Source organism: Anoxybacillus sp., from assembly GCF_036834105.1.
In the GTDB taxonomy this organism is placed as follows: Bacteria; Bacillota; Bacilli; order Bacillales; family Anoxybacillaceae; genus Anoxybacillus.
Window position 1 is genome coordinate 1 of sequence record NZ_DAITON010000136.1, and the last position, 6,007, is coordinate 6,007.

The 6,007-nt window shown below is 41.9% G+C and carries 5 protein-coding genes; all 5 read right to left on the reverse strand.

All coding sequences use genetic code 11. The annotated features are described in order from the left end of the window. Positions 1-552 (reverse strand): carbohydrate ABC transporter permease (locus V7Z64_RS11285; protein ID WP_297988607.1); only part of this gene is annotated, 552 nt, incomplete at its 3' end. Next, entirely contained in the window at positions 524-1,624 is a 1,101-nt protein-coding gene (locus V7Z64_RS11290; RefSeq protein ID WP_297988604.1) for an ABC transporter ATP-binding protein, read from the reverse strand. The genes V7Z64_RS11290 and V7Z64_RS11285, both read right to left, overlap by 29 nt. Continuing rightward, positions 1,624-2,187 carry a glycerol-3-phosphate responsive antiterminator gene (locus V7Z64_RS11295; RefSeq protein ID WP_297988602.1) on the reverse strand — a complete coding sequence of 188 codons (564 nt, stop codon included), beginning with the start codon at positions 2,185-2,187 and terminating at the stop codon, positions 1,624-1,626. The genes V7Z64_RS11290 and V7Z64_RS11295 overlap by 1 nt, the downstream gene beginning before the upstream one ends. Before the next feature lie 224 nt (positions 2,188-2,411). After that, entirely contained in the window at positions 2,412-4,127 is a 1,716-nt protein-coding gene (cysI, locus tag V7Z64_RS11300) for an assimilatory sulfite reductase (NADPH) hemoprotein subunit (protein WP_297988599.1), read from the reverse strand. A gap of 11 nt (positions 4,128-4,138) precedes the next feature. Further along, positions 4,139-5,920 carry an assimilatory sulfite reductase (NADPH) flavoprotein subunit gene (locus V7Z64_RS11305; RefSeq protein ID WP_297988597.1) on the reverse strand — a complete coding sequence of 594 codons (1,782 nt, stop codon included), beginning with the start codon at positions 5,918-5,920 and terminating at the stop codon, positions 4,139-4,141. Positions 5,921-6,007: the final 87 nt, after the last annotated feature.

Here is a 6,007-nt window from a genome sequence, read left to right on the forward strand (position 1 = left end):
AGAATCAATATTTTGTAACCCACCCAACAAGATCAAAAAAGCGAATCCAATATTCATCCAAACTGTAGCTGCGGCAACCGCCGCTAAAGCTGTATCTGGATCGAGTAGCCATTGCCGTTCTTCTCCACCGAGCGCGATTAAAATCTTGTTGATTACTCCGACAGCAGGGTTATACATAAACATCCAAATAACAGAAGAAGCTGCCACACTCATCCCTAACGTTGATGAAAAAAATGTACGAAATAACTGTATTCCTCGTAATTTCTCATTCGCTAAAAGAGCCAAGCATAAAGAAATGATGACAGTTGGTGGTACGGTATATACCACAAACAAAAATGTCGCTTTCATACTTTCTTTAAAATTGCGATCTTCAAATAAATAAACGAAGTGCTCAAATCCGACATAAGTCGTTGGATTCCCTTGAAAATCTGTCATATGTATACTCAAATAAAGTGTGCGAACCATTGGATAAAATACAAAAATCGAGAATAGTAGCAAGGAAGGAAGAATATACATCCCCCCTTCAATAACTCGTTTCACCGTATGCGGCATAAGAATCTCCCTCCCTTTTCACTCTTCTTCCTTTGTCGTCAAAGAATATGATACATTCATCGTCAATAGCAATTCTCACTTGCTGTCCTACTTCGATCTGATGTTGTCCATGCCAGCGTGCAATCCATTGATCATGTTCAGTCAATCTTAATGTGACAAGTGTTTCCGTACCTAATCTTTCGACATGGATGACTTCTAACAAAACATGAGGTTCGTGCGAATGAGCCAATCTAATGTGCTCCGGTCGAACACCAATTGTGACACTCTCATTTGGAACATGTGCATCGCCAGCAATTTTCACAATCCATTCGTGTTGCAGTAAAAAAGAGTCGTAAAGTCGCTGTACTTTGGCCATATTCATCGGAGGAGACCCTATGAACGAAGCAACAAACACATTATTAGGACTGTTGTACACTTGCAGAGGCTCTCCCACCTGCTGAATTCGTCCGTCACATAACACCATCATTCGATCTGACATTGTCATAGCTTCTACTTGATCATGTGTAACATAAATCATTGTCATACCTAATTGACGTTGCAATTGACGAATATATGTACGCATATGTGCACGCAATTTAGCATCCAAGTTCGATAACGGTTCATCCATTAAGCAAATCGGAGTTTCTGCAACAATGGCACGCGCCAAAGCTACTCGCTGCCTTTGTCCCCCTGAAAGATGGCAAGGCTTCTTTTTCATGTACTCTGTTAAACCGAGCATTTCTGATACTTCCAAGCATTTTTTTCTTTTCTCTTTTTTCAACATTTTCTTTCCGTACAAACCTAGTGCAATATTCTCTTCAACTGTTAAATGAGGATATAAAGCATAATTTTGAAACACCATTGACAAACTTCTCTCACTTGGATGAGCAAAATTCATTTCCTTCCCAGCTATTTTCAATTGCCCTTCTGTAATTGTTTCTAATCCAGCAATCATTCGAAGTAATGTACTTTTACCACAGCCTGAAGGTCCGACAAGCACAAAAAATTCTCCTTCTCGAATTTGTATGCTTATGTCATCAATGACAAATGTTTCCCCATCATACGATTTACGAACATTGATTAATTCAATCATTATATCCCCTCTTTCTCAATTAATTTCCATATTTCTGGATTACCACTTGATACAGCTTGTGCTCCTTTTTGTATCGATTGTAATATTTGGTTTTTATTTTGAATTAATCCACCTGTAATAATTGGGATATTCGTCTTTTTGACTAAATGCTCAATCATCTCTGGTACAATGCCAGGCATAACCTCCAACGCATCTGGAGCCACTTGCTGAATTGAATGCAAACCGTTCATCATTGCGTCCGTATCTACTAAAAACAATCGTTGGATCGCCCACAACTTTTCTTTTTTTGCTAAATGAATAAGTGAGCTTTTTGTTGTGACAATTCCGTGTGGTCGGATAAATTTTGCTAAAAATTGCAATCCTTCTTTATCACAAGTAATACCAGGGATCTTTTCAACATGTATGAACACATAACGATCGTGCTCTTTCAACAAATCAACATATCGTTTGATGACACTAATCGTTCCTGTTTGTAAAAATGCTGTTTTCCATCTCGTTTTCAAGAAATATTCCATATGCTTTGGATGCTTAATAGTTGCAATAAATTTTTCTTTTAGAAACATGCTTCTTCCCCTCACATAAACAAAAGAGAAACCGAAAACAACGGCAGAATGACCCCTACGCTGTTGTTATGGTTTCTCCTTTTCTCTACCTTTTATGTATTCACTTTTCTTGCTTTTCATTTTAATTCTCTTTTGTTAATTGAATATCATATTTATTTAAATATTTCGTTAATTTATGTTTCAGTAAAATTAAAAATCGGCTCCCAAACAGGAAGCCGATTTGTTTAGTCATGAAAGTTCATTCCATCTGTCGTTTCTTTCACAATGCCCGCACGAATAACGAAGTCACCAAAACGTTCGCCAGGGAGGCGTTCTTTCGCATACCGAGAAAAGAGCGTACGAAGCTCGGATAAAATTTCTTTTTCTCCGATATTTTCTCGATACAATTTACCAAGACGGCTGCCATCAAATGCAGCTCCGAGATACATATTATATTTGCCGATCGATTTACCGATAAATGCAATTTCGCCAAGCACATGACGTGCACAGCCGTTCGGGCAGCCAGTCATGCGAATCGTTATTTCCTCATCGCGAAGGCCGTTTTCTTCAACAATTTCTTCAATTTGATCAAGTAGCTTTGGCAAATAACGTTCCGCTTCCGCCATCGCTAACCCACATGTCGGTAGCGCAACACAAGCCAATGAATTGCGGCGAAGCGCACTATAATGTTTGCCATCTGTCAATTTGTATTGCTTGATAAGCGCATCAATTTCTCCTTTCTTCTCGCTTGGCACGTTAGCAATAACTAAATTTTGATTAGCCGTTAGTCGAAAGTCCCCAACATGCACTTTCGCTATTTCCCGTAATCCTGTCATTAACGGGTAATCATCCGTATCTTTCACGCGACCACCTTCGACAAATAACGTGAAATGCCACGTTCCGTTTACCCCTTCTACCCAACCATAACGATCACCATTATGCTCGAAATGATATGGGCGCGCTTCCTCTAGCTTCCATCCAAGGCGATGCTCTAGCTCAGCCTTCACTGCTTCTAGGCCGAGGCGATCGATCGTGTACTTAAATCGAGCATGTTTGCGCACAGAACGATTCCCATAGTCACGCTGAATCGTGACAACTTTTTCGGCGACATCAATGACTTGTTCTGGTTTACAAAAGCCGATCACTTTCGCTAGTTGCGGATATGTCGTACGATCTCCATGGGTCATGCCCATTCCACCACCGATTGCCACATTAAAACCAACGAGTTTTCCTTGTTCAACGATAGCGATGAAACCGAGGTCTTGCGAAAATACATCGACGTCATTAGATGGTGGTACAGCAATACCAATTTTAAATTTTCGAGGTAAATAAAGCGCCCCATAAATCGGTTCTTGCTCAACTTCTGGCGTTCCTGCCACCTTTTTTTCATCGAGCCAAATTTCGTAATACGCCCTTGTTTGTGGCAATAAATGGTCACTTAATCTTTTCGCCCATTCGTACACTTCCACATGTACTTCTGATTGATACGGATTCGGATTGCACATCACATTTCGGTTCACGTCACCACATGCCGCTAACGTTGTCAATAGCGCATCATGAATCGCTTGAAGCGTTTTTTTCATATTCCATTTCAATACGCCGTGAAACTGAAACGCTTGGCGCGTTGTTAATTTTAACGTACTATTCGCATACGTCCGCGCCAATTCGTCCATCGCAAGCCACTGTTCAGGCGTCGCCACTCCACCCGGCGTGCGAACGCGAATCATAAATTGGTATGCAGGTTCTAACTTCTGTTTTTGTCGCTCTGCTCGTAAGTCGCGATCATCTTGTAAATAACTTCCGTGAAATTTCATTAGTCGATTGTCGTCTTCTGGAATACCAGCAGTGATACGGTCTTCCATCGTTTCTTTCAACGTGCCGCGCAAATAGTTGCTCTCCCGTTTAATGCGCTCAACATCGCTCGGTGGTCCATCTGGTGGTGTTAATACAAACTTTTCCATTCATATCCCCCCTAATATACATCGCGCTGATATCGTTTTTGTTTTTGCATCTCAGCTATATACGCTTCTGCTTGTTCGCTTGTCATGTTTCCTTCTTTTTCAATCACATGAATAAGCGTTTGATGTACATCGCGCGCCATATGCTGCTTATCACCACAAACGTAAACGACAGCTCCATCTTCAAGCCAGCGGAACAGCTCCTTGCTTCGTTCTAGCATGCGATGCTGCACGTACACTTTTTGATCTGTATCGCGCGAAAAGGCGACGTCCATTTTCGTCAGTATGCCATTTTTTAACCACGCTTGCCACTCTGTTTGATAGAGGAAATCCGTCACAAAATGTTGATCGCCAAAAAATAGCCACGACTTCCCTTTCGCCCCTATTGCCTCACGCTCTTGCAAGAAACTACGAAACGGCGCAACACCCGTACCTGGTCCGATCATAATGATCGGCGTATTTGCGTCTTTTGGGAGCTTAAAATTCGGATTTTGATGAACGAACACCGGAAGTTGATCGCCAACGTGTAAACGTTCCGCACAAAACGTCGAACAAACACCTTTACGTAAACGTCCGTGTGCTTCGTAACGCACTACACCAACGGTAATATGCACCTCATCAGGATAAGCAAGCAAGCTACTTGCAATCGAATAAAAGCGCGGCTGCAACTTACGTAAAGAAGAAACAAACTGCTCTGGCGACATATTCCACGGACCGAAATCGCGAAGAACATCGAGCACATCGCGCCCTTTCATATATTCCTTTCTTTTCACTTCTTGCTCAGAAGAAAGGAGTACATGAAAATCTGGATGGCGTGAAAATGAAACGAGCGATTGCAATAATGGCTCAGTTAAGACGGTAATTTCCAATCGGGAAAGAAGTGCTTCACGCAACGTTTCCTCTTTCCCTTCAACAGAGACGCACGTATCACCGCTCCATTTCATCTCCTGAATGATGAGATCAACAAGCTCTTCGTCGTTTTTCGGAAAAATACCGAGCGCATCCCCCGGCTCAAATACAATTCCTGACCCTTCAAGCGATAATTCAATATGGCGCGTTTCTTTGTTCGAGCCGCGTCCATTTAAATTGATATTTTCTAATACTTCCGCTTGAAACGGATGTTTGCGCGAGTAGTTAGAAACGGGCTTCACTTGCGCCTGCTGGGGAAGGACGGTGACGGAACCCCCTCCTTGCTTATTTAACTCACTGAGCACCCCATCAAGCCACTTCGCCGCTCCTTCCTCATAATCGACATCACAATCAACGCGCTCGTATAACCGCTCTCCCCCGAGTTCTTTTAGCCGTTGGTCGAAGTCTTTTCCTGTTTTACAAAAATGTTCATACGACGTATCGCCAAGCGCCAATACGGAGAAGCGAAGATGGTTAAGTTTTGGTGCGCGCTTGCTATGGAGAAATTCGTAAAACGACAAGGCGTTATCTGGTGGTTCCCCTTCACCATACGTGCTAACGACAATAAGCAACGTGTCGATTTTTTTTAAGTCGTTTGGTTTGAAATCAAGCATCGATAAAACATGGACATGAAACCCACGACTTTTGAGTGCTTCTCCAGTTTTTTCTGCCAATTTTTGTGCATTTCCTGTTTGTGAGCCGTAAAGGATCGTTATTTCTTTCGATACGTGGGCTTCTTGCTGTACCGCTGTGCTCGCAAATTCGGTAGCAGCTAAATATCCGCTTAACCAAAGCTTTTGCGCTGGCGTTAATGTCGGCCAAAGTCGGTTGAGCAAGTCAACTTGTTGTTCGTTAAATGGGCTATTCGTCACTTGAAATGGCAACATCTTTCACCTCTCATTTTTCTACTATTCCTATAAATCAAGTATGTTTTATTTGACTTTACCGCAAAAAATAAAATTAGTAAAATAAAT